The sequence below is a fragment of the Kitasatospora sp. NPDC056181 genome (assembly GCF_042266225.1).
GTDB lineage: Bacteria > Actinomycetota > Actinomycetes > Streptomycetales > Streptomycetaceae > Kitasatospora.
Map to the genome: position 1 here is coordinate 2,429 of NZ_JBHJUK010000131.1, position 22,522 is coordinate 24,950.

Genomic DNA, 22,522 nt, shown 5'->3' on the forward strand with positions numbered 1-22,522 from the left:
GGACGGCGCGGGGGGCTGCGGCTCCGAAAGCTCAGAGCAGGCCGGCGGGGAACGAGCCGGCGCCCTGCCGGTAGTTGTCACAGTCCGGCGAGTACGGGCGTTCGCTCGGCCTCGCATCCGGCCGGATGAGGTACACGATCGACAACAGCAGTCCGGTGATTCTCTTCATCTGCTCCCCCTCGGCTCCGGACGCCCGGACACGACCGGCACGCCCCGTACCGGCAGCCTAGGACCGCTGGGAAGCCAACTCGCCGGATCTGAGCATTTCTTGAGCATGCGTCAAGGTGCGCTCGCAGGAGGCAGTCGGCCGCCCCGGTCGCCCGTCGCAGCCCTGGCTGCCCCCGGCCGCCCCGCGGCCGGACCGTGGCGGCCCGGTCGGGGACGCCGGCCTCCCGAGTCAGCCTGATCCGGGCCGGCTACCGGACCCGCCTGACCGGGCCGGCGGCGACGCGGCCAGGGCCACGCCGGCCACGGCCAGGGGGAAGACAGGGCTCTCTCTCCCCGGTGCCGACCGGCCCCCGGGTGTGGGGCCGGTCGGCCCACCGCCCGGCCGGAACCTTGGGCTCCCTCCCGGCGTGCGCCGCCGTACTCGGGGCCCACCGGCCTGCTGCCCGGGCCCGACCGGCCCTCCTCGGCCGGCACCTTCGCGGCAGACGATGAGGGAGGCCGAGGCTCTGCGAAGAGCCGGCGACGGCGCCGGCCGGGCCGGGCCCACGGAGGCACCGATGAGGGACACCGACAGCGACCGGGCGCACCACCGACCGGCCGACCCCGGCGACCCCGGCGACCCCGGCGACCTCGGCCGCCGGATCACGCACCGCCGCCGGGAACTGGGGCTCACGCGCGCAGAGGCGGCGGCGAGGGGCGGCATGGACCCTGGATTCGTCGAGTTCGCGGAGACCAGCACCTCGCCCCTCGGCGCCGGCGCGCTCACCCGGCTCGCCGACGCGCTCGACACGACGGTCGACGACCTGCTCGGCGGCGGCCACGACGTACCGCCCGGGCAGGCCCGGGCGGACGTCCGGGCGACGCTGGAGGTACTGGACCCCGAAGACTGCTGGGCCAGGCTCGCGCCGGGCGGCGTCGGCCGCGTGGTGCTGACGACGCCGCAAGGCCCGGTCGCGCTGCCCGTCAACTACCGGGTGCTCGACGCCGCCGTCCTCTACCGCACCGCCGCCGGTGGCCTGCTCGCCGACGTGGCCGGCGAGCAGGTCGGCTTCGAGGTCGACCGGCTCGACGAGGTGTTCGCCACCGGCTGGAGCGTGCTGGTCAGCGGCACCGCCTCGGTGGTCTCCGACCAGGACGCGGTGCACCGGATCGGGCCGGACGCCGACCCCGATCCGTGGGCCGGCGGCGAGCGCGACACCTGGGTCCGCATCCGGCCCACCGGGATCAGCGGCCGGATCCTCCGACCCACCGGCACTCCGCCGGCCGACCCCGTCTGACCCCGACGACGCCGGCCGCCCCCGGACGGCGCCGGACTGCTCGGCAGGCCCGGCCCGTCACGGTGGCGCTGCCCCTCTCGGTGGCCCTGCCCCTCGCGGTAGCCGGGGCCAAGGGCGTCGGCGGGGCCAAGGGCGTCGGCGGGGCCAAGGGCGTCGGCGGGGACGGTGGTGCGCATCCGGGCCGCCGTCGTCGCCTTCACGGCCTCGTCGCCGCGGCGCGTGGCCCACCGCCTCCTGCGTTCCCCCTCGTACGGGCCGTCGGCGACACACCGGGCACCCCGTCGGCCGGTCGGCGTCCCCGGCCTCCCGTCCGCGTAGATTGTCGGCACTCGCAGTGATCAGTCGGATGCGATCAGGAAGCGGCATGTCGGGACCCGATATCGATTACACGGCGGTGTTCCAGGCCGTCCCCAGCCCCATACTGGTCATGACCCGCGGTCTGGTCATGGCCGACGCCAACGAGGCGTACCTGAAGGTGTCCGGCCGCAGCCGCGAGGAGCTGATCGGCCGCAACGTCTTCGAGGTCTTCCCCGACAACCCCGCCGACCCCGGAGCCAGCGGCACCCGCAACCTGCGTGCCTCCCTGGAGCGCGTCCTGGCCACCGGCCTGCGCGACAGCATGGCCCTGCAGAAGTACGACGTCGAGAACCCGGACCGCCCCGGCGTGTTCGAGGAGCGCTACTGGAGCCCCGTCAACTCCCCCGTGATCGGCCCGGAAGGCCAGGTCACCCTCATCGTCCACCGCGTCGAGGAGGTCACCGCGCTGGTCCGCCAGCTCAAGTCCCACCACCCCTGGGAGAGGCCCGGCCAGGCGCTCACGCACGAGGAACAGATGGCCGCCGACCTGCTCACCCGCGCCGAGGAACTCCAGGAGCTCAACCAGCAGTTGCGCGCGGCCCACGCCCGCGAACGCCGGGTCGCGCTCACCCTCCAGCAGGCCATGCTCCCCACCATCCCCGAAGCCCTCCGCACCACCGCGGCCGTCCGCTACCGCCCCGCCACCGGCAGCCTGAACGTCTGCGGCGACTGGTACGACCTGCACGACCTGACCCCGGACCTGACCGCCGTCGCCGTCGGTGACGTCGTCGGCCACGGGCTGGAGGCCGCCGGCGTCATGGGCCAGCTCCATGCCGCCCTCAGTGCCGCCGTCCGCGCCACCCGGAGTCCCGCCCGCGCACTGGAGACCCTGGACCAGTACGCCGCCACCATCGACGGCGCCATGACGACCACCGCCGCCCAGACCCTCGTCGACCGCACCCGCCTCACCGTCAGCTACAGCAGCGCCGGCCATCCGCCGCCGATCCTCGTTCACCCCGACGGCACCGCCCACGCCCTCGACGCCGCCACCGACCCGCCCCTCGGCACCCTCTCCGAACCGCCGGCCCGTCCCGAGGCCGTCGCCGCCTACACCCCGGGCAGCATCCTCACGCTCTACACGGACGGCCTGATCGAACGCCGCGGCGAGGACATCGACACCGGACTGCGCCGCCTCACCGACAGCCTCGTCCGCCACCGCCGCCTCACCCCCGAGCAGATCGCCGACGCCGTCCTCGCCGACCTGGGAGCAACCGGCGGCAACGGCCGCGACGACACCGCGCTCGTCGTCCTCCGGCTCTGAGCGGCACGGCACCTCGTCCGGGACCGGGACCCGGTCCCGGACCTCGGGCCGGGGCCCGCGAGTGGGACCGGGGCCGGAACCCGGACCGGCGCGCGGGACCGGGGCCGGGGTCGGGGCCGGGGCCGGCCGGGCTGCTCGGGGGTGATCACCTGACCGACGCGCCTCCGGGACGGCGTGCGTGCCGCCGGATGCGCCCGATCCGCTCGGCGGCCGGCGCCGGGTCCGTCCCGCCACGTTCCACCCGGCGTTCCAGGTGGTGGATCACGACGTCCGCGAGGCTGGAGTCCGCCCACTTGCGCCAGGAACCGGTGCCCGGACGGCCGAACCGCACCTCCGACTCGTCAACGGCCCCGCCGGACACGGTGAGCTTCCGCAGCGCCAGCTGCTCACCCCGGCGCAGCTGGTGGTGGCGGGCCCGGCGCGAACGCGGCACGTTCTTGCGCGAGCTCTTGTCGTTCTCGCCATAGGCGTTGCGCCGGTCCTTGAGATAGCTCAGCCGCTTCTTCTCCTGCGGTGTTCTGCGCTCCATGCGGGCATGGTGGCAAGTCGTCCGGCGCCACCGCCACCCGAATTCCCCGGGCCCGGGTGGGAGGGCCCGGGACGCCGCTCACTCTTCCCCGTCCGACGTCCGCCTGTTGCTTGACCCCTGCGATGCCGTACTCAGGATGCCGGTCCGGTCCCGCGAGTCTCCTGATCGGGAGGGTAGGACCGGCATCGGCCCTCCTGCATCCTTTCCGGCTCTTCGCGGTTGAGGGTGCAGCGCGGGACGCGGGGCGGTGTCACCGACGCGGGGTAGCGTGGCGACGGTCACGCACCTGCCCTGGAGGTTGACGATGCACTCGACGGTCCGTTCGTTCCGCACGCCCGAGGGCGTCACGCTCGGGGTCGAGCACTTCGGCGATGCGGCGGCGCCCCTCGTGCTGCTCGCGGGCGGCACGACCATGCTGTCGTGGCCCGACGTGCTCTGTGAGTCGCTCGCGCGCGGCGGACGTCACGTCGTGCGCTACGACCTGCGCGACTCCGGCGCGTCGACGACCGTCGACCCCGAGGCGCCCGCGTACACGCTCCGGGACCTCGCCGCCGACGCGGCCGCGCTCGCCCGCGGACTCGCCGACCGGCCGGCGCACCTGGCGGGCATCGGCGTCGGCGGGATGGTCGCCCAGGTCGCGGCGCTCGACCATCCGGACGCGTTCTCGGCGCTCACCCTCGCCGGGACGCGGCCCGTCGCCCCGGGCCCGGTTGACGACGATCTGCCCGACCACGACGAGGCGTCCATGAAGCGACGGTTCGCGCTCCCGACGCCCGACTGGTCGGACCGCGCCGCCGTGGCGGAGTTCGCCGCCGCCAGAGCGGAGATCCTCGGCGACGATCCCGCCGCCGCACGCACGACCGCCGAGCGCGTCTTCGACCGCACGCCGGGCACGGAGCCCGCGGTCCAGACGGCCAACCAGCTGGGCATGATGTTCTCCAGGCTCGACTGCAAGCCGCGGTGGCGTGAGCGCCTGCCCGAGGTCACGATGCCCGCGCTCGTGGTGCACGGTCGTCACAACCGGTTCTTCCCGGTCGGCAACGGCGAGGCGCTCGCGCGCGAGATCCCCGGTGCCCGGCTGCTGGTGCTCGAACAGGCCGCGACCGCGATCCCCGACACGGCCGCCGACGAGGTCGCCGCGGCGATGCTCGCGCTCTAGGGAGTGCTACGGACCTGGCCGTGATCACCTGCACCACAGAGCGGGACGCCATCCTCGCCCGCGCCGTGGAGCTGGTGGGGCGTGAATTCTGCGCTCTGGCATGGGCGGCTGGTGCTGCCGCAAGACTCCGCCGAACCGACCCACGGGAGCGGCCCGTTACGCGCGCGGTGACGCCTGCCGGCTGTCGTAGTGCTCCTGGGCGGCGAGGAGCTCGTCTCCGTGCCGGCCGAACCACTGGATGAGGTCGGTCAGCGGCCCGGCCAGGCTGACACCGAGTTCCGTCAGGCTGTAGGTGACCTGGGGCGGGTTGGTGGGCGCGACATGACGGTCGACGAGCCCGGCCCGGGCCAGTGCCTTGAGGTTCTGCGACAGCATCTTCTGGCTGATGCCACCAACTCGTTGGTGCAGCTGCGCGAAGCGGTGCGGGCCGGCTATGAGGGCCGAGATGATCAGTGTCGCCCAGCGGCTTGTCGCCTGGTCCATGATCGGCCTGAGCGCGCACTTGTTGTCGAAGGTGTCGTGGGCCAGGAGCCGGGCGGCCGTCGCGACCTGCTGAGTTTCGATCACGGTATGAGCTTACAAAAAAGTAGGTACTTCCAAGGAGTAATGGGCTTTCCTACGGTGACTTCCGTAAGCACCAACGTTCGAGGAGTCACTGTGAGCAGGAGCAGCAACGCACGTACGGCGATCGTCACGGGCGCGTCAAAGGGCCTCGGTGCGGGGATCGCCGAGGCGCTGGCCGGGACCGGCGCAGCCGTCGTGGTGAACTACCGGGAGGACGCGAAGGGCGCCGAGCGGGTCGTCGCGGGTATCACCGCCAACGGTGGCCGGGCGGTCGCGGTCCGGGCGGACGTGGCCCGCCGCCACGACGTGCGCCATCTGTTCGATCGCGCGCGCGAGGAGTACGGACCGGTCGACGTGCTCGTGAACAACGCGGCCGTCGCCGCCTTCGCGCCGCTGTCGGGCATCACCGAGGAGGAGTTCCAGCGCGAGATGACCACGAACCTGCTGGGCACGATCCTCACCACGCAGGCCCTGGCCGCGCAGGACGACATCGGCGCCGCGTCGATCATCAACGTCTCGACGGCCGGAACGCTCACCCACCCGACGTACGCCTCGCTCTACGTCGCGTCCAAGAGCGCAGTCAACGCGTTCACCATCGTTGCGGCCAAGGAACTGGGCCCGCGCGGCATCCGGGTCAACGCGATCATGCCCGGACCGTCGGACACCGAGGGCACCAGGGCCATGGGATTCCCCGGCTCCGCTCAGGAGGCACAGGCGATCGCCGGCACCCCGCTGGGCCGTACGGGCACCCCGGCCGACTACGGCCCGCTGGTGGCCTTCCTGGCTTCCGACGATGCCCGCTGGATCACCGGGGATGTCATCCTCGCTTCCGGCGGCATGCGCTGACGCCCCCTCCGTTCGGCTGCGGGCTCCGCCGCATGCCTGGCAGTCGGCAGGCCCCCGCGGCCTGATCGGTGAACGTGCGCGGGGGGGTGCGTGCGGCCGGCGCGGCGTGGCTCGCGCAGCTGATGGATGGGCCCGAGTGTGGGGAGTGCAGTGGTGTGGAGGAGGGTGGTGGGACGGTCTTTGCCGGACCGTCCCACCATCGGGTGACCGCGCCCGCATCTGTTGTGGGCGCTCGGGCAGTACGCCGATGTGATCGAGGATGCACCAACGAACCTGCGGGATCAGGGGCTTGGGAATCTGCTCCTGAGAATCGGGGACCGCTTCACGCGCACGGAGCCCCGTCGTCGCGAGCGGGACCACATCCATGGGCTACTGGGCCAGGTCCGCCGCCCGCAAGAACGGCCGGCAGCCCCGCTCCCCCTCGGCGGCCGCAGCTTCGTGCATCGAGACGGCCGCCCCTGCTACGACTTCGCGTGGACCAGGCGCAGCACGGCGAGGACGTGGTCGCGCGGCAGCGTCGTCACGGCTTCAGTTTGTCGGCCTCCCGGACCTCGTGGAGATGGATGAGGACGTCGAAGGACTGGGCGATCGCGGTGGCGCAGGGCTCCTCGGGGAACTGCGTGCCGATGTTGAGCGTGGGTCGGGCGACGTTCAACCAGGCGCGCGCGGCGGCCGGCGCCTTGCGGACATCGAGGTAGAAGTCTCGGTAACCGACCTGGTCGAGGGTGCGCTCGTTCCTGCCGGGCCCGGCGGCGCCCACGGTGAACTTCTTCCAGTCCCCGCCGAGTGCGGCGTCCTTCGACAGGAAGGAGCCCTGGTTGAAGGTGAAGCCGATGGGCAGGTAGTCCTTGCCCATGGTGTCGCGCAGGAACGACCCCTGCGTCTTGGAGTACAGCTCAGGGTTGTCGGAGACGTAGCCGACGTGGTTGTTCTGCGCCGACACCAGGATCTTGTCGCCGGTGTGCTTCCGCCACCAGGCTACGTTCTGGGCCATCACCTCGTCCCGGAACAGCTCGAAGTCGGGCAGCGACGTGGGGTCGTTCGGGTCGATGGTGAGGAACCTGGCGGTCTGGGCGATTGAACGGGCGTTCTGCTCGACCCAGTCGAACGCGTCGCCGCCGGAGCCCTTCGTGCTGCTGACCAGCTCCAGGGCCTGCTGCGCCTTGGCTGCGAGCTGCTGCCGTTCCGCGAGCGGCTTGCCCAGATAGGCGAAGACGTTGTCGATGGGCCGCAGGCCGGTGTAGAGGTCGTTGAGCTGCGGCAGTATCTCGGGGTGGTTCTTCTGCACGTAGCCGGTCACCCGTCCGAAGAACGCGTCGTTCAACGAGGGGGCGCCGATGTCGTCGCCCATGAAGTGCACGGGGCGGTCGGGGTGGTGGCGGTTGTAGTCGCGCATCCACTCGATGACGCTCACGAACTCCTCGCGGTCCCAGGGCGAGTCGACGAGGGTCTGCTTGGCGACACTGCGGGCGTCACCGCCCGCGCCGGTCTGGACGTAGTCGTCGATCTGGAGTCCCGCGGACCAGCTCAGCTCCAGGGCGAAGGTGGTGAAGCCCTTCTCCTCGACAAGGTGGCGGAAGACCCGCTCCTTCATGGTGAAGAACTCATGCGAGCCGTGGGTGGCCTCGCCGAGGCCGACCACCTTCGCATCGCCGATCATCACGGACAGGGCTCGCAGGTCGGCCGTGTTCCCGCCGGGCTCGGTCGTACGCAGCGGGTGGGCCGCCCGCTCCAACGCCCGTACCGGATCCTGCATCCCGCCGGCCGTGCGGACCGTGTCGGCGGCGGCCGTCTGGACTGCCATCGGGGCGAGGACCGCCCCCGCCACGGCCACCGCCGTCACCAGCAGTCCTCGCCGAATGATGCGCTTGGGGTACTTAGCCATGCGTTCTTGCCCCTCAACTTGCGTATGACAACGTAAGAAGATCCTTTCCCGTGATCCCGCTGCCCGCGCTGAGGGCAGCCACCGAACTCTTCCGGGGGCTAACCCCCCTCCGGAAGACGCAGTGGTCCTGCCACTTCGCGTGCCGATGGTCACCGCCGGGCCCAGTTCGGGCGGTCGGGCTCATGCCAGGTGGTGCGGACGACCAGGCCCTCTTGGGCGAGGTCCTTGCCGGACCTTCTTCACATCAAGAACTTGGCGCTCAGGCCGCGTTGAGTAAGCCCGGACTGCGGAGTCAAGAGCGGCCTGCGAACGGCATCGCACCGGCCCGCTCCCAACAGGCATGGCCAGCGTCGACCAGCGTCTCCATGACAGCGGGCAGTTCCAGAAGGCTCGACCTCGGGCGGGGACATCTGAGGCGACGAAGTGTTCGCCGTTCCACCTGGGTGCGGTGCAGGTGACGCCGTAGGGCTTGAGTTCTGGTGGGGTTGCCGGGAGCCCGGCTGGTTCTACTGGTCGACGGGCACCGGTTGGTGAGTGGCCGGTGGGCGCTCCGGTGTGGGTGTGGTGGGGTTCGTGTGGCTGGCGGCGCCGTCGGTGTGCTCACCCGGCGCGGCCCGTCGATGTCGGCCGGTCGATGTCAGCCGGTTGACGTCGGCCGGTACTGGTCTATGCGCGGGCTTGTTCGGCCCGGGACCATCTGTACCGGGTCCGCCTCCCGGGCTGCTTCGCCCACTCCCATGGCACGGCGCCGCAACCAGTCAGTGGATTCACCAGAGTCATTGGAGATGCCATGAGCCGAGTGCGTTCCTTCGCAGTCGCCGGCACCGTCATCGGCCTTTTACTGACCCTCAGCTCCACCCCGGCCAGTGCGTTCGACGTCCCGAGCAAGGAGCAGCCGGTCGGTTCCTACGGCCACCTGGTGAACGCCCGCTCGGGCCTCTGCCTCGCGGTGCCCGGCGGCAGTCGGGAACCCGCCGTGCAGCTCAACCAGTTCACTTGCGGAGGCTGGTCGGATCACTTCTGGAGCCTCACCTACCGGGGAACGGCCGAGGGTGTGCCGTGGTACAGCATCGAGAACAAGAACAGCCACATGTGCCTGTCGGTGGACGCGGCCCGGAAGGACGACTTCGCACCGATCACCCAGTTCCCGTGCGGCCTGTACCCCGACCAGTACTGGACCACCTCCGGGGTGGAGTTCATGGAGGACGGCCGGGTCATCAGTGGTGACTCCCTGGTCAACTGGAACAGCAAGAAGTGCCTGGCGATCCTGGACGGCAGCACTGCGAACACCGCACCGGCCATCCAGTACACCTGCGGGTTCTTCGGGGACCACGTCTGGCTGTGACCGGGGCTGGGGGCGCCGGGGCGTCTCGGGCGTGCTCTCCTTGGCATTCAACTGGCCCCGCGCTTGGGGTTGTTCAGCGGCGTGCTGATCCTGGTGGCCGCTCCGTTTGGCGGGCGCACGCCTGCTACGGCGTCCCCGGGCGGCAGGACCCCCTCGACGAATGGCTGATCCACCGACACCACCACCCCACGCGGGCCTGCGCCACCCCGTGCTGCCCGACGCGCAGCTGACACTCCTGCAGATGCCGGACACACTGACCGCCGTCAGCGGGTACGTGCCGGCCTGGCCCCACCAGCGGAAGGCCGGCCCCGACCGAGCAGCACCGGCCCGGGGCACGGCCGGACGGGAGCGGCCGGAGCGAGGCTCCGTCACCAGCAGCCGGTGCCAGAAGCACCCGGCGAAGCAGCCCGTAGGCTGACCGGGCTGCCCGCCCCCACACCATTGCCCGGGGGCGGGCAGCGCGCTGAACAGCCAGTGGGCAGGCGGGGTGGTCGCCGCCGGCCGCCGACGCGGGCAGCCCACGCAGCAGCGCGTCCGCTCCGGAGGCACCGGCGAAGCACCCCGCCGAGCCGACCTCAGGCCGTGACCGGGGCAGGCCCGCGTTCGCCGCGACGGGATGGCGCCGAGCCAGTGAGGATCACCATTGACACGCCATCAGGGGGGATCAACGATGGTCCTCATGCGTTTTCTTCGGCGACTGCGTGCGGATCTACTGGCAGGGGCGAACCTGGAGATCTACACGACGGCACTGCTGTCCCTGGTGCTGGCCGTCCTCGGGGTCCTCGGCACGGTCGGAGGCGAAGTACTGGCCGCCGCCACGCTGGCAACGCTCGCCCTGCTGGCAGGCGGCATGCTCGGCAGCCGCAGGCAGGTGGCGGAACTGACCGCCGAGGTACGCGCCCGCAGCAAGGGCGATCTCTCCGTCGAGGACTTCCTCGGCAAGGGCAAAGCAGACCTCCTGGAGCATGTGCGTGCTGCACAGGACATCCGGATCGTCGGGGTGACGCTTTCACGCACGCTGCGCGACCTGGTCGACGAACTCCAACGCAGGGCCGTCGCCGGCGCCGTGGTCAAGGTGGCGCTGATCGACCCGGCCGGTTCGGCCCCCGAGGAGGCGGCGCGTCGCAGCACCATCCCCGACCGGGCCGGGATGTACCGCAACCGGCTGCTCTCCTCCGTCGACCTGCTCCGCGAACTCGCCGAGACGCCGGGCGCGGAGGCCAGGGTAGAGGTGCGCTTCCTCGACTTCGTCCCGGCCTTCGGACTCGTCCTGCTCGACCCGCAACGGCCCGATGGCCGCATCCACGTCGACATCTACTCACACGGCTCGGCCAGCGGGGACGCCGTCTTCACCGTTCTCCCGTACCGCGACGGCGAGTGGTTCCAACACTTCCGGACGGAATTCGACAGCGTCTGGGAGCGCGGCCGACCGGCCGACGCATCGGACGGCTTCGCCGTAGCCGCCGAGGTGTGAGAGGTCTGTTGGTCTTTGCCCGATTTCAGCTTGAGTTGGCCTCCGGGGCGCTCGGTGTCTGCTTGGTCAGGGTGAACAGGCCGGGTTCGGGTTCGGTGAGGATGCCGCGCGCCCTTGGCGGGCAGCCCGCACCAGGTGTGGTAGGCGGTGAGCTTGTCGACCAGAGTGCCGGTGCTCTCGTTCTCCCGGTCGACCTCCACCAGCAGCAGCGGCAGGTCGGTGCCCGGCGTCGCGCAGCACCAGGTCGGCGAACAGCGAGCGGCGGCCGGGCAACCGGGCCGAACACAACGTGATCAAGCGGGTGAGGGACACGCTCGTCGATGCCGGAGTGCAACATTGCCTTCACCGTGGACATCCCGCCGAACGGGGCGGCGGTTAGATCCCGCACAGACAACGTCCGCCGATCTCTCCGCCGTCGCCGCGGATGTCATGCAGAGCCGCCCCGAATCTGGTACCGAGGCGACTCATTCCAGATAGCCTGTCACCCGATGACGAGTTGCGCACAAGAGTGGCGTGTCTCCGTTGCGTGGCTCACCGACAGCGAAGGCAGGTGAGACTCGTGCTCAGGCTGAACGCCCCGGACAACACGACGAACTACACCGTTTCCGACCACGACTACCCGGAATCCCTCACGGGGCCCTCCGGACCCGGCTGGAGCTGGATGTGGGTGCCCTCCCCGTTCAACTCTCAGTCCGTGAAGGGGCAGTTCTCCTACCGGGTCTTCAAGCAGCACCGGATGTCCCACGGCGATCTGCGGGCCTTCATCGGCGAGAACCTCGTCGGCCTTGATCGGCGATGGTCCACGGCCGCCGTTGCCGCTCTTCGAGACGTCACCGCGCAGGAGTTCGTCATGGTCTGCTCGCACGTCTGGGCGTTCGCGTCGTTCGAGGTCCGCTCGGGCCGGAGCGCGGAGGCGGGTACGGCCTTCTACAACGGCTGGGTCAACGACGTGCACACCGCCCCCGACAACCCGTACGTACTGATGGCCGCCGACAAGCCCACTGTCCTGCTGAGGCGTTGACCTGCGCCCCTAGGGTCGCCTCGCTCAGAGCGGGGACCCGAAGTCGAGATCGAGTGTGATCGCGCGCCGGCCCCGGAGGGCGGTGGTGCTGGGGTGGTCCGGACCGAAGACCCCTTCGAGGTCGGCGAATCACTAGTCTCGGCAGCGTGCCCGAGGACCAGCGGTCGCGTCCACGGGAAGTACGGCTCACCCGCGGCTGCCAGGCGGCCACGAATCTTGGCCTCGATGGCCTTCGCGGCGGCGGGCTTGGGGGTGCCCTGGCCCTTGAGCCGGCGCTGCACGGTGCGCTGGGAGACGCCGAGGTCCTGGGCTCGCTTCTTGGTGGAGCCCTTGGCGCCCTTGAGCAGGAACCGCGTCCGGGCCCCGGTACCGGGGGCTGTTCTGGCCCGCACGGCCCGGCCCTCAAGGCACCGCCGCGGTGTCCCGACTGAAGGAGGCCCAGGCGCTCATGGCCGACCGGATCCACCTGCGCCACTCCACCGACAAGCAGACCGACGCCCGCCGGCGCCACGCCCTGGCCACGCTGCTGGCCCCCGGCGCCCCCGTCTACGAAGACCCCGCGACCAGCTCGTCGACATCGGCCCCCGCGACCGTCTCCGCCCGGGCCTCCGGGACACCCCGGGCCGCGTCGACCAGGGCGGCCCGCCGACGCCGAACCGCGGCAGCCACTTGGGCCGGCGCCGACGCAGTCGCCGTCGGTGCGCCCGGCCACGTTCGGGTGATCTTGGTCAGGGTGTCGTGACCCGCGCCGGGCCTGGGAGTTTCCTCAGGTGTTGTCCGGCTGCCCGTCCCGATGTCCTGGAGTTCCCGTGGATCTGCCCACCAGTCAGCCCGCCCCCGGCCCCGGCCCGGGGCGCCGCCCCGGCCTCTCGCGGCGCGCAGTGCTCGGTTCTGCGGCCGCCGCCACCACGCTGACGGGAGCCGCCGGCCTGGTCGGCAGGTCGTCGGCCGGAGCATCCGAGGACTCCGGGGCGGGCAATGGCGGCGCAGACGAGGGCCAGGCCCGTGACCTGGCGCGCAAGATGCTCCTGGTCGGCGACGACGAGCAGCGCGATCTGAAGCTGGAGTACCTGAAGATTCTTATCGACGGGAGGCTGCCGGCCCGGGCGCCGCGCAAGAAGGTGCTGATCGTCGGAGCCGGGGTCGCGGGTATGGCCGCCGCCCAACTGCTGAAGCAGGCCGGCCACGAGGTGGTGGTGATCGAGGCGAACGGGAGCCGGGTCGGCGGACGCATCAAGACGTTCCGCGGGATCTTCGCGGACAAGGCGCTGCACGCCGAGGCCGGCGCGATGCGCCTACCGGACTTCCATCCGCTGGTCCTGGCGTTGGCGGACAAGCTCGGCCTGAAGCGGCGGCTCTTCTACAACGCCGACGTCACCCCGGGTGCGACCGCCTCCGGTGACGTCCCGCCGGTCTCCTACCGCTCCTTCACGGGCGAGATCTGGAGCAACGGCGACATCAGGCCCGGGCACGCCCCGTTCCTGGCGCCGACGGCCAACTTCCGCACCAGGATCTCCGTCAACGGCACCCAGAGCACCCGCTCCGACTACGGCCGGTCTCCACGGGCCGTCAACAGCACCTTCGGCACCGCCCTGGACAGCACCACGGCGACCGCCGTCACCAGGGCCTTCGAGAAGGTCACCGTCCCCGACGGCCCGATCACCGGTCAACTCGACGCCTGGGCCGACATCTTCCGGAAGTACGACGGCTACTCCACCCACCGCTACCTCACCGAGGAAGCCGGCTGGGACCTCCCCACCCTCCAGGCAGCCGGAACCCTGGAGAACATGACCTCCCGGCTGCACTACTCCCTGGTGCCCACCCTGATCGACCATTCGGTGATCAGCCCCACCAATCGGTACTGGGAGCTGGAAGGCGGCACCGACACCCTCACCAAGGCCATGGCCGCCCCCCTCAAGGGCGACCTGCGCCTGGGCCGCCGGATGACCCGCCTCACGCAGACCGGCACCGGGGTGCGCATCGAGACGACCGCCGAGAGCGGCGACGAGGAGTCTTGCGACGGCGCGCCCACCGCCCCCACCGAGGTCTTCGAGGGCGACTACGCGATCGTCACCATCCCCTTCAGCGCCCTACGCTTCTGCGACGTCCAGCCGCTGATGTCCTACCAGAAGCGGCGCGCCGTCAACGAACTCCACTACGACTCCGCGACCAAGGTCCTCCTGGAGTTCAAGACCCGCTTCTGGGAGAACGGACCGAACGGCTTCACCGGCGGCGGCTGCGTCTCCGACAGCCCCAGCCGCTTCACCTACTTCCCCTCCCACAGCCCCGAAGGCTCGCCCGGCGGCGTCGTCCTCGCCGCCTACACCTGGTCCGACGACGCCGCCCGCTGGGACTCCCTCACCCCTGGCGAACGCTACGCCTTCGCCCTGAACGACATGGAACGCCTCTTCGGACCCCAGGTTCGCGCCGAATTCACCGGGGTGGGCGCCACCCAGTCCTGGGCCCGCGCCCGCTACGCACTGGGCGAGGCCGTGATGTTCACCCCCGGCCAGCTCCACGAGCTGCACCCCGCCTCCCGGACGATCGAGGGCCGGGTCCACTTCGCCGGCGAACACACCAGCCTCAAACCCGCCTGGATCGAAGGCGCCCTTGAATCCGCCGTCCGGGCCTTCCTGGAGGTCCATCCCCGCTGAACCGCCCTGCCCGCCTCGGGCCGGACGGGGCGGCATCCCCGCGGGCGCAGCCCGGCCGCCTTCCGCAACGAGAAGGGGACCGGAGCCGGGCGGGTCAACAGGCCAGAGCCACGGACGTACGTGGCCCGTCCCGGCCGGGTCTGTGCCCTGCGGGGGCGCACCCCGCGCCCCCGCAGGGCACGGCCGGACAGTCACCCACACCCGCACCGCCCACCACCCGCACCCAGGGCACAGGGCACAGGGACGGACAGAAGGGATCGTCGCATTCTCCGGTTCTCCGAACGTACGCCCCGACCTGTGAAAACGCGCCGCGACGGCCGAGGACGACAGGGTACCCACGGGAACGAGCCGAGCTGGCCGACGCCCGCCGACACGACTGCGCGCACCCGCGGCGGGCGGGCCTGCAGGAAGCGGGAACCGAACCCGGCTTCATGATCGTCTCTGGGTCCGGCACCAACGGACGATCGACGGGGGACGGGCATGGCGAGGACGGCGGGCGTAGTGCTCTGCCTGCTGGCGGCGGGTGTGGTCTGGCTGCTCGGCATGATGTCCGGCTTCGAGACACGGCCGACCCGGGCCTGTGTCACCGAGCTCTACGGGTGGGACCCGGTGGAGTACCGGGGACCCGAACACAAGGACATCCGGATCGAGGAGTCGCTCTTCCCGCCCTCGCACGTCTGCCGCTGGCCGGACGGCCGCTCCGTCGATCTGGTGCCCTGGTGGAATGCCCCGCTCCTGTTCGGCGCGCTGGGTGGCGCAGTCGCGCTGCCGGCGTACCCGCTGGCCCGGCGCATGGTCGCCCGGCGCCGGGACCACAACACTCCGTCGCGGGCGGTCCACACCGAGAGGTAGGCCGGCAGGTCAACGACCGGCAGCGGTTGGCCCGCCGTCACTGCCTACGCCGATCGGTAGGAGCGAGGTGGCGCTCTCGCCACCGGGGATAGCCCAGGATCTCTTGCCAGAACGGCCGCAGCCGAAGAACCCTCCCCGCCGCCCGCCACTCAAGGGCGCACCACGGCACCGACCGTCCACCCCAAGCACTGCGGGTGGCCCGGTGAGCGGACGTGCGCCCTCCCGGTCGCACGGAGCGGTCGGGAGGGCGCCCTGTCGGACGGTGCGTCAGCCCGGCTTTCCTCCGAGCGGGGTGTCAGCCCCAGTTCCCCACCAACGGGACGTCGCCCGGGTTGCCGAACTTCTTGCTGTAGATCACCAGGTTGGAGTTCTCGGCGGCCCCGTAGAAGGTCTGGTCACCGGGCCGGTAGACGCCGATGGTCTCCTTGCCGGTGCCGTCCCAGTCGCCCTTGATCGGGATGTCGCCGGGGTTGCCGAACCTGACGCCCGGGCGCGGGTTCTCCGTCCGGTTGGAGTCGTTCAGGTAGAAGATCAGGGTCTGCGGGTCGTAGACGGCGACGGTGGTGGTGCCGTTGCCGTCCCAGTCGCCGACCAGCGGCTTCCAGCCCGCGTTGCCCAGCTTGATCCGGTACTTGACGCTGGAGTTGTCGTCGGAGAGGTAGAAGGTCTGGTCACCGGGCCGGTAGACACCGACCGTGGTCCGCCCCTGCCCGCTCCAGTCGCCGACCAGCGGGATGTCACCGGGGACCCCGAACGGGAAGGTGGCGGCCACGGTGGCGTTGTCGTTCGACAGCTGGAAGGTCGCGGTGTCGGGGTGGTAGACGCCGATGGTGTCGGTGCCCGGCCCGCTCCAGTGGCCCGTCAGCGGGACGGCGTTGCCGCCACCGCCGAACACGGTCTGCCCGGTGTACCAGCCGTTGTGGGCGGCCTGGCCGAAGCTGCCGTCCGAGGACCGGTACACGCCCGCCGAGGCGGGCGCCGGCGTGGGCGTGGCGTTGACCACGGCCTCGCCGATGCTCTTCTGGGCCGCGACGGTCAGCGGCACCTTGTCGGGCTGGTCCGGGCCGAGCCAGCGGAAGTTCTGCAGGTAGACGACTCGGGGGTCCTGCGTGGCGATCGCGCGGTACTCCGCGTTGTACGCCGCGATGTCCGCATCGGTCTTGCCGGAGAAGCAGCCGTCGGCGACGTCCTGCTCGTTGGTGGACTCCGGGAAGAGCATCAGGTGCTGGTCCGGCGAGGAGAGGAAGGTCTTCAGGTTCGCCAGCCGCCACTGGATCTCACCGCGGCCCACGCAGTAGTAGTCGAAGCCGACGATGTCGACGGTGGACGGGACCGGCGCGGTCTGCTCGGCGTTCCAGTGGTCGAGGCTCATGATCAGCATCTTGTCCGGGAACGCGGCCCTGATCTGCTCGGCCTGCGTCTGGACCTGCACGGGGCTCAGGCCGTGCGAGTAGGCCTCGTCCGTCAGGTCGACGGCGGCGATCTTGTCGATGTTCGGTCCGATGCGCTGCACCAGGTCGAGCAGGTTCTGCGCGGCGTTCGGGTTCGGGTTGACCCCCCAGTCACTCGACGAGCGCGGGACCACCGTCTCCTGGTTGAGGTCGATCACACAGGAGGCCGGCAGGCACTGGTCAAGGAACTCCAGGCGGCGGTCCTGGCCGCGCAGGTAGGTGTTGACGTTGGTCCACCGCGCCACCTCAGGCGCGTGGTTGGCACCGTTGTTCGACCCGTCCGGGTCCCGGATGTCGAAGAACCCGTAGTAGCCGAGCCCGCCCAGCATGGAGACCCGCAGGTCGTCCACCGTGGTGACCTGGCCGGCCGCCGAGTGGTGGGCACCGAGCGAGACGTAGCCGTCGCGGGGCAGCTCGGCGGCGGTGCGACCGGAGAACACCGTCGCGCCGTTGACCTTCACGGTCGCCTGCCGCCTGTCGCCGGTCGCCAGCGCGAGCGACACCTCGTAGGAGCCGGCCGGCGGGACAGCGGCCAGGGCGGTCGGCGCGCCGCCCTGGAAGAGCGCCAACCCGCCGTCGGCCTGGACGCGCAGGCCGAGCGCGATGTCCTCGGCATCCACGGCGCCCGTGCCGCCCGAGGCGTTGCCGACGGCGAGGGAGGCCCAGTCCTGGCCCGAGGTGCTGCCGACCAGCGGGGTCAGAACGGCGTGCACCGTGTAGGCGCCGGTCGGGACGTCCGAGGTGGCCGGCTTGTTCAGGCGGACGGCCGAGGTGCCCTTGGGGAACGAGAGCACGTTCGGGTTGGCCGGGCTGTTGACCTGCACCGAGCCCGCCGGCGGGTCGAGGGCCAGGCCCTTGACGCCCGATACGGCGGTGTAGTTGGCGGAGACCAGGCTCGGCTGGCGGGCGCTGAGGTCCTGGTTGAGGCCGAAGTCGGCCGTGGCGTTGGGCGCGCCGTCGAAGGTGTCGACGAGCGGCTTGGCGCTGCGGGTGGCACCGGTGTCCACGTTGCTGACGTTCAGGCCGTGGCCGTCGCCGTCGCCGAAGGTGGTGACGCGGTCCGGGCCGGAGAGGTAGGCGCCGAGGTAGAGGAACTCGCTGCCCGGCCAGCGGGTCACCGCGGCCGGAGCGGAGACGGTGAACGGGGTGCCGTTCACCGTCAGGGTGACGGCGTGGTCGGCGCCGGTGGAGACGGTGAGCGAGACGGCGTACTGCGCCGTGGGCGCCACCGTGCCGGTCCAGAAGGGGGTTTCGCCGCTGCCACCGTGGAAGAGCGCGAGCCTGCCGCCCGAGGTGACGGTCAGGCCGAGGTCGACGTCGCTGCCGGTGACGTACCCGTTGCTGCGGTGGCTGCGGCTCAGCACGATCGAGCCCCAGTCGCCGGCGGCGGTGTCACCGACGACCGGGTCGATCACCGTCGAGACGGTGTAGTGGCCGGTGCCGTCCGCGACTGCCGGCGCCCCGAGCATCACCGCGGAGACGCCCTTGGCGAACAGCAGCTTGTTGGGGTGGTTCGGATGACTGGTCTGAACGAACCACTGGTCGGGCGCGACCGAGGTGTCCCAGCGGCCGGAGACCCGGGAGTAGGAAATCCCGTGCTGCCCGGCCGGGGGCGACTGCCGGGCGTCGAGCCCGACGTTCAGCCCGTACAGCGGGTCGGTGTCCAGGGCCGGGTCCAGCCGGAAGGTGTCCGAGAAGGCGCGCGTGGTGCTGAGGTCCGCCGGCGTCGGCCCGGACCCGTCACCCGCTGGTGCGGCGGCCGGTACGGCAGCCGCCGTGGTGGGTGGGAGGCCGGTTGGCAGCAGTGCCAGCGCGAGCGCGGAGGCGCCGGCGAGCAGCCCGCGGCCCAGGCGTTGAGTGAGTATCACCGAGTAGCCGTCTCCCGGTCGTCGAATCGGCGGCGCGGGCACGCTCGCCGAAGGGAGAGCGGACACAGCGGTGTCGTACCAGCCCAGCGACCTTCCCCCCGAGCGGGATCATAGAGGGTGGATACGAACGACCGCGCCGAGCCGGACAACGCCGCCCCTGCATCCTCCATCTCCCGGCTCGTCCCCCGGAGCGCGGGCCTCGTGTCCGGTCGTCCACGGGGTCTCGTACGGCACGGCGCTGACCCACCGACAGGTCGGCCACGGCCTCCTGCCGGGACGGAGCGTCGGGAAGCGCTGAGGCCCGGGCCAGGAAGATCCGGGCCCGGGCCTGGGCTCATGTGGCGGTCACTCCTCCGCCACCATGCCGTGCCGTAGCACGAAGGTCCGGCAGACGACGAACCCGTCGTGCGTGCCGTCCGAGATCCGGAACTTCATGACCTTGTCGGCATGCCGCTCCGGGATCTCCGGGTATCCGTCGATCTCCTCGTCCGGGCCGGCCTCCGTGAGAGAGAGCACCGGATAGCTGGAGACCGTCTTCATCCCGAGCACCCCGCCGAACTCCAGGTCCGTGTACTCCTGGTAGTCGTCCGACCAGCCCCGCAGGACCAGATAGCTGTGTGAGTGCCGGTACGACCAGAGCTGGAACCTGCGGTCGAACCGGAGCGGCAGGGCCACCCTGGATGCCTTCACGTCAGCGACCTCCTCACTTGAACGGGTCCTTGCCAGGCTTCGCGCCGTTATACCAGTGGACGCGCGCCCTGACGGACGGGGGTGCCTCCCTGATCATGGCGAGCTCCCAGGCCGTCAGGTGGGACGCGTACGGGTTGGAGAGGTCGCCTACGGTGGCGGCCCAGGCCTTGGCATCCTCAATGTCCGCCAGGTTGAAGAAGATCTGGGTGTCGCTCGCCGGGTCGAGAGCTTCCCGGACCATCTTCTCGAACTTCGTCGGGTCGTCCAGCATCTGCCACTCGACCGCCTCGTGCCTCATGGCGAACTCGGTCAGCCCGAAGTCCTCGCCGAACGGCTTGCTGAGTCCGAGAGCGATCTTCTTGCAGCCTGTGTTGTGGACCAGCAGCGGCACCGTCCCGGCCAGCACGAAGTAGGTGTGAAGGCCCTTGACGGTGAGGTTGTAGGCGGGCTCGAGGCCCGTCCAGTGCCGGATCGAGGCGACCTGAACGGTGGCGCCGTCGTCGGTGCGCAGCGTGTCGCCCGCGCGCACTGCTGCCGCGTCGGTCCAGGCCTGGGCGGAGTCCAGCCAGAACGGGTGGTGGTCGGTCGAGGTGACCGCGCTTGAGCTGCCGTCGCCGTGTCGGATCGTCAGTTCGGTGAAGTCGCGGTCGTCGGGGGTGTAGATGGTGTCGGTCACCGCCCGCGGTCCGCTGACTCCGGTGACGGGGTCCGCCGCGGCGACGAGGTCACCGACGCCGATGGTCTCGATGGGGCGGGTGGTGCCGTCGCCCATGAGGACCCGGGTGCCTGCGGGGAAGCTGTTGGCCGGGAGCGGGGTGTCCGGGCAGGCGGCGCGGATGGCCTTCGCGAGCTGGGCTTCGTCCTCCAGGAGTTCGATTAGGCCGTGTCCGGCGTTGGGGTCGTCCCGCAGGGCCTTGAGGGCGGCTTCCATGTCGACGCCGGTCCTGATGCTCTCGCGGGCCTTGGCGACGAGTCCGGCTGTGGCGGTGAGGCCCTTGACAAGGGCCTGGTTCGTTGCCCCGAGTGCGGCGTTGAGTGCGGCTGTCGCTTCGGCGACGCCGATGCCCGTGGCGGTGGCGATGCGGAATGCCGCTACGGCCTTCGCGCCCTTGAGGACGGTGGCGGCGGGGAGGAGGTTCGCCAGAGCGAACGCACAGGCCTCCGTGGCACCGGGGTGGTTGATGCATTCGATGGCGTCGCCGTACAGGACGTTGGCCAGGAACCCGGCGCCGGCGCCGCTGTAGCAGACTTCGAGGAAGCAGACCGGGGCAGCACCACTGGCGAAGAACTGCTCACGAGTCACCTGGACGGTGGCCGTGACCGTCTTGCGCTCCAGGGTCGTGCTGCTGATCACGATGGTGTCCCAGACGCTGTACTTGCCCCTGCACTGTTCGATCGTCAGGCCGGTCTCGGGGCAGGTCCGCATGAGGTAGTCGACGGTGCCGGTGAACTGGGCGGTGGTCGTGACGTCGCAGACCAGCACTCCCGCATCGTTCTTGTGCCAGTTGCCGTCGCCGTAGACGAGTCTGTCCGTCACTCCCATGGTTCCGTGATCGCACCGCTCGAGGTTGTCGGATATGACCTTCTTCTGGAAGCCGGGCCGTTCGACGACCTCGACGTAGTAGGCGCGCTCGCCTCCGTTGTCTGTGGCTGTCCCGGAGGCGACGGCCTGGCGGGTGACATCCTCCGTCTGCTGCTTCGACATGATCAGCTGTGCGGCCTCCCGGGCGGCCGCATACGCTTCGTCCCGGCTCTTGGCAGCGGCGGCTGCCGAGGCCTTCGCCTGGTCGGCGGCCGTCTTGGCGTCGGCCGCGAACTTGCTGGCCTGGGCCGCATAACCGGCGGCCGCGGCAGCCGAGGCCGTGGCGCGGCTGGCGGCGTCGGTGGCGGAGGCGGCGGAGGCCTGGGCCTGCTTGGCGTACTGGGCGGCCTGCTGGGCCGAGGCCTGGGCGGCCTGCGCGGAGGCTGCGGCCTTGGCGGCCCAGTCGGCGGCGGTGTTGGCGCTGGTACGGGCCTGGTTGGCGTAGCCGGCGGCTTCGTCGGCGGCCCCGCGGGCGGTGGCGTAGGACTGGGCGGCGTCGGCCGCGTACTGGCGGGCGAGGGCGACCTGGCCGTCGATGGTGGCCAGGTAGGAGGCAATGGTGGCCACATGGGTGGCGGTCAGCGCGTCGCGCTGCTGGGCCGTGGGCAGGCCCGATTGCAGGAACGGTTCGAGGCGGTCGGCGGGGCCGGACATGACGGCCTGGGCCGCTGCCTGGACTTCGGGGCCGCCGGTCGCTATCGCCTGGGTGACCAGGACGCGGTTGTCGTCCTGGCGGGCCTTGTACTGGCCGGTGGTCAGGAACGCGCGGACGTCGTCGATGGTGCCGTCGAGCGCCTTGCCGGCGGCCTCCTTCACGCCCGGGCCGCCCGCGGCCATGATCTGGGACAGCTGGACGCGGTCGTCGTCGTCCTTGCCCGGGTACTGGCCGGTGGTCAGGAACGCGCGGACCTGCTCCGGCGTGCCGACGCTGGCGGTCTCCGCGGCCAGGCGCAGCTCGAGTTTGCCGGGCCCCTGGGCGATGGCCAGGGCGCTGGTGCGGTCGTCGTAGCTGCGGGCGGTGGTCAGGTCGGTGGTCAGGAAGGCCCGGACGGTGTCGTCGTCGCCTTCCAGGGCGCTCTGGGCGGCGGCCTTGGTCCAGGGGCCGGCGGAGTCCATGAGGTGCAGGGCTGCCTGGCGGCCCTTGAGTGCTGCGGTCTTGGGGTCGGTGCCGGCGGCGGTGGCGTCCTTGATCAGCTGTTCGGTGTCGGTGGCGAGCTGGGTGGCCTTGCCGGATTCCCAGGCGGCGGTCTTGGCCTTCTGGTCGGCCTGTCGGGAGGCTTCCTCGGCGGCGGCCATCTCGGCGGCCTGCTGGGCGGTGAGGCGCTCGGTGTCGCTGGCGCGGGCGACGTCGGCGATCTTGTGGGCCTGTTCGGCGGAGTTCGCGGCGGAGTCGGCGGCGGCGCTGGCTGCGGTGGCCGCGGCCTGGGCGGTGTTGGCCCAGGTTCCTGCGGGCCCGGGTGGCGCCCTCGGTCGGGGTGGCGCGGTCGGCCCGGGTGGCACTGGCGGTCGGGGTCAGGCGGTCGACGGACCAGTGGTGCT

The 22,522-nt window shown here is 71.3% G+C and carries 17 protein-coding genes; 10 read left to right on the top strand and 7 right to left on the bottom strand.

What is annotated here, in order from left to right:
* Nucleotides 1-31: 31 nt before the first annotated feature.
* Nucleotides 32-169 carry a hypothetical protein gene (locus ACFC1F_RS34170; protein WP_209417508.1) on the bottom strand — a complete coding sequence of 46 codons (138 nt, stop codon included), beginning with the start codon at nucleotides 167-169 and terminating at the stop codon, nucleotides 32-34.
* Between the two features lie 556 nt (nucleotides 170-725).
* Here ACFC1F_RS34170 and ACFC1F_RS34175 point away from each other — a divergent pair.
* Both ACFC1F_RS34175 and ACFC1F_RS34180 read left to right on the top strand, forming a co-directional pair.
* Complete coding sequence (locus ACFC1F_RS34175) at nucleotides 726-1,445, top strand: helix-turn-helix domain-containing protein (RefSeq protein WP_376164256.1); 720 nt, start codon at nucleotides 726-728, stop codon at nucleotides 1,443-1,445.
* Between the two features lie 364 nt (nucleotides 1,446-1,809).
* The gene (locus tag ACFC1F_RS34180; RefSeq protein ID WP_376164258.1) at nucleotides 1,810-3,063 is read left to right on the top strand and encodes a SpoIIE family protein phosphatase; all 1,254 of its coding nucleotides are present in this window, start codon (nucleotides 1,810-1,812) and stop codon (nucleotides 3,061-3,063) included.
* Nucleotides 3,064-3,208: 145 nt separating this feature from the next.
* On the opposite strand, the gene ACFC1F_RS34185 is transcribed toward ACFC1F_RS34180, so the two are convergent.
* Nucleotides 3,209-3,592 (bottom strand): hypothetical protein, encoded by a 384-nt coding sequence (locus tag ACFC1F_RS34185; RefSeq protein ID WP_376164260.1) that lies wholly within the window; start codon nucleotides 3,590-3,592, stop codon nucleotides 3,209-3,211.
* A gap of 304 nt (nucleotides 3,593-3,896) precedes the next feature.
* On the opposite strand from ACFC1F_RS34185, the gene ACFC1F_RS34190 reads away from it, so the two are divergent.
* A complete protein-coding gene (locus tag ACFC1F_RS34190; protein WP_376164262.1) occupies nucleotides 3,897-4,751 on the top strand; it encodes an alpha/beta fold hydrolase in 855 nt (284 codons plus the stop codon).
* Between the two features lie 156 nt (nucleotides 4,752-4,907).
* Here ACFC1F_RS34190 and ACFC1F_RS34195 read toward each other — a convergent pair whose 3' ends face one another.
* Nucleotides 4,908-5,318, bottom strand: a complete 411-nt coding sequence (locus ACFC1F_RS34195) for a winged helix-turn-helix transcriptional regulator (protein WP_376164263.1) — start codon at nucleotides 5,316-5,318, stop codon at nucleotides 4,908-4,910.
* Nucleotides 5,319-5,408: 90 nt separating this feature from the next.
* Here ACFC1F_RS34195 and ACFC1F_RS34200 point away from each other — a divergent pair, with 90 nt between their 5' ends.
* Nucleotides 5,409-6,161, top strand: coding sequence for an SDR family NAD(P)-dependent oxidoreductase (locus tag ACFC1F_RS34200; RefSeq protein WP_376164265.1), 753 nt, complete (start codon nucleotides 5,409-5,411; stop codon nucleotides 6,159-6,161).
* A gap of 520 nt (nucleotides 6,162-6,681) precedes the next feature.
* Here the strand turns inward: ACFC1F_RS34200 and ACFC1F_RS34205 are convergent.
* Entirely contained in the window at nucleotides 6,682-8,046 is a 1,365-nt protein-coding gene (locus tag ACFC1F_RS34205; RefSeq protein WP_376164267.1) for an erythromycin esterase family protein, read from the bottom strand.
* Between the two features lie 790 nt (nucleotides 8,047-8,836).
* On the opposite strand from ACFC1F_RS34205, the gene ACFC1F_RS34210 reads away from it, so the two are divergent.
* The 6 genes from ACFC1F_RS34210 to ACFC1F_RS34235 all read left to right on the top strand — a co-directional run bounded on the left by ACFC1F_RS34210 (nucleotide 8,837) and on the right by ACFC1F_RS34235 (nucleotide 15,392).
* Nucleotides 8,837-9,391, top strand: a complete 555-nt coding sequence (locus ACFC1F_RS34210; RefSeq protein ID WP_376164269.1) for an RICIN domain-containing protein — start codon at nucleotides 8,837-8,839, stop codon at nucleotides 9,389-9,391.
* Nucleotides 9,392-10,070: 679 nt separating this feature from the next.
* Complete coding sequence (locus ACFC1F_RS34215; protein ID WP_376164271.1) at nucleotides 10,071-10,865, top strand: hypothetical protein; 795 nt, start codon at nucleotides 10,071-10,073, stop codon at nucleotides 10,863-10,865.
* 559 nt (nucleotides 10,866-11,424) lie between these two features.
* On the top strand, nucleotides 11,425-11,886 hold the full coding sequence (locus tag ACFC1F_RS34220) for a hypothetical protein (protein WP_376164273.1): 462 nt from the start codon (nucleotides 11,425-11,427) through the stop codon (nucleotides 11,884-11,886).
* Nucleotides 11,887-12,304: 418 nt separating this feature from the next.
* Nucleotides 12,305-12,628 (top strand): hypothetical protein, encoded by a 324-nt coding sequence (locus ACFC1F_RS34225; protein WP_376164275.1) that lies wholly within the window; start codon nucleotides 12,305-12,307, stop codon nucleotides 12,626-12,628.
* Between the two features lie 67 nt (nucleotides 12,629-12,695).
* Complete coding sequence (locus ACFC1F_RS34230) at nucleotides 12,696-14,540, top strand: flavin monoamine oxidase family protein (protein WP_376164277.1); 1,845 nt, start codon at nucleotides 12,696-12,698, stop codon at nucleotides 14,538-14,540.
* 480 nt (nucleotides 14,541-15,020) lie between these two features.
* Nucleotides 15,021-15,392 (top strand): hypothetical protein, encoded by a 372-nt coding sequence (locus ACFC1F_RS34235; protein WP_376164279.1) that lies wholly within the window; start codon nucleotides 15,021-15,023, stop codon nucleotides 15,390-15,392.
* Between the two features lie 295 nt (nucleotides 15,393-15,687).
* Here ACFC1F_RS34235 and ACFC1F_RS34240 read toward each other — a convergent pair whose 3' ends face one another.
* From ACFC1F_RS34240 to ACFC1F_RS34250, 3 genes are all read right to left on the bottom strand, one after another.
* Entirely contained in the window at nucleotides 15,688-18,711 is a 3,024-nt protein-coding gene (locus tag ACFC1F_RS34240; RefSeq protein WP_376164281.1) for a hypothetical protein, read from the bottom strand.
* A 345-nt stretch (nucleotides 18,712-19,056) separates the two neighbouring features.
* A complete protein-coding gene (locus tag ACFC1F_RS34245) occupies nucleotides 19,057-19,401 on the bottom strand; it encodes a hypothetical protein (RefSeq protein ID WP_376164283.1) in 345 nt (114 codons plus the stop codon).
* 13 nt (nucleotides 19,402-19,414) lie between these two features.
* Nucleotides 19,415-22,483 carry a polymorphic toxin-type HINT domain-containing protein gene (locus ACFC1F_RS34250; protein WP_376164285.1) on the bottom strand — a complete coding sequence of 1,023 codons (3,069 nt, stop codon included), beginning with the start codon at nucleotides 22,481-22,483 and terminating at the stop codon, nucleotides 19,415-19,417.
* Nucleotides 22,484-22,522 lie beyond the last annotated feature (39 nt).